Source organism: Nocardiopsis salina YIM 90010, from assembly GCF_000341025.1.
GTDB classification, from domain to species: domain Bacteria; phylum Actinomycetota; class Actinomycetes; order Streptosporangiales; family Streptosporangiaceae; genus Nocardiopsis; species Nocardiopsis salina.
The window spans coordinates 1-1,695 of record NZ_ANBF01000213.1 but is presented as its reverse complement, the minus strand read 5'-3'; the positions used below and the strand labels follow the sequence as shown (position 1 = coordinate 1,695).

The following is a 1,695-nucleotide window of genomic DNA, read 5'->3' as shown; positions in this document are numbered from 1 at the left end:
GCCTGCCGGTGAGGAGCCGGTACAGGATCGCGCCCAGTGAGTACAGGTCGCCTGCGGGCCCGACCCGCTCACCGCGGATCTGCTCCGGGGGTATGTACAGGGGCGTCCCGATGACCTCCCCCGTCTGGGTGATGCGTTCCGGGCGTCCGGCCTCGGTCAGGGTCGCGATCCCGAAGTCCAGGACCTTGAGCGTTCCCGCGCCGCTTCCCCGCTCGACCACCATGAGATTGCCGGGTTTGACGTCGCGGTGGACGATACCGGCCTTGTGCGCCGCGTCCAGGCGGGCGGCAGCCTGCGCCACCAGCGTGGCGGCCCGGCCCAGGGGCAGTCGGCCGTCCTCACGCACCACCCGGGTGAGCGGCCGCCCGGTCACCAGCTCCATCACGGTGAAGACGGTCCCAGGACCCCCGGAAGGGTCGGCCTCCTGCCCGAAATCGTGGAGGATCACGACATTGGGATGGCCGGCCAGCCGGGCGGTCACCAGAGCCTCACGACGGAAGCGGGCCATGACCTGGGGTGATCCGATGCGGTCGGGGAGGATCAGCTTGACCGCGACCGGGCGGTCCAACACCTGGTCCACGGCCTGCCACACCTGGCCCATGCCGCCCGCGCCGATCTGGGAGATGAGCCGATAGCGCCCGCTGAGAACGTGTTCCTGCAGCATCGGCACCTTTCGACAGAGACGGCGTGCCAGCCTACAGAAGCGCCGCTACGGTGTGTGTGGTGCCTCCGCGCCACCTGAGCCCCGACCCCCCTTTCGGAATCGAGCGACAGAAGCCGTGACCTCCAGTCTCCATGTCGGCCCCGACACCGAACCAGACAAGTACCGGCTGATCCGGTCGGTGGGACGTGGTGGCGAAGCCACGCTCTACCTGGCCGAGGTCGACCTGGCCGGGCAGACCGAGCCCGTGGTCGTCAAGGTCCTGAACTCCGACGTGACCGACAACGACGAGCAGTTCGCACAGCTCAGCGCACGCTGGAGCGAGCAGGCGGAACTGCTGCGCTTCATCAACCGGTTGGGCGTGGTCGGTGTCCGGGAGCACTTCGAGGGCGCACCCGAACACCCGGCCGGGGGAGCGGAAGGCTCCGAGCACCGCGCCCTCTACCTCGTCATGAACCATGTCGAGGGCCTGGACCTGCGCGACTGGCGGGCCGAGCACGCGGTCGAGGGTGCTGCGGGGCAACGGAAGGTGCTCCAGTACCTCGAGCAGGTCGCCCAGGTCCTCGACGTGCTGCACTCGGGGCGTGCGACGCCGTCCAAGCGGGTCGTCCTGCACGGTGACCTCTCACCCGGCAACATCATGATCGGTGAGGAGGGCCAGGCCACGCTGGTCGACTTCGGCCTGAGCCGGATCGCAGCACGCCACATGACGGCCCGGCCCTGGTTCACTCCCGGGTACGCGGCCCCGGAGATCTTCAACGGGGAGTACTCGGCCGCGACCGACCGCTACGCCTTCGGTGCGATCGCCTACTTCGCCCTGACCGGTGAGGCCCCGCCGCCCGCCCCCGAACAGCTGCGCGAACGGTTCGCTGCTCTGCCACTGCTGGCCGGGGCCGAGGAAAACCGGCGCGGGATCGTCATGGCCATGTTCTCGGCCGACGCCTCGGACCGCCCGGAAGCCTCCGAGTGGGTGCGCGCGCTCCGGTCCCTCGCGACGTCGGTCCCGTGGACCGGCCCGGTCGACGAACCCGAGG

Annotated in this window: 2 protein-coding genes; one reads left to right on the top strand and one right to left on the bottom strand. The window is 70.0% G+C overall.

Annotation, left to right across the window (positions count from 1 at the left end; genetic code table 11):
- The coding region (locus tag D474_RS0124080) for a serine/threonine-protein kinase (RefSeq protein WP_017616043.1) at window positions 1-664 on the bottom strand (664 nt) is incomplete at its 3' end.
- 115 nt (window positions 665-779) lie between these two features.
- On the opposite strand from D474_RS0124080, the gene D474_RS0124075 reads away from it, so the two are divergent.
- On the top strand, window positions 780-1,695 hold a 916-nt coding region (locus tag D474_RS0124075), incomplete at its 3' end, for a serine/threonine protein kinase (RefSeq protein WP_017616042.1).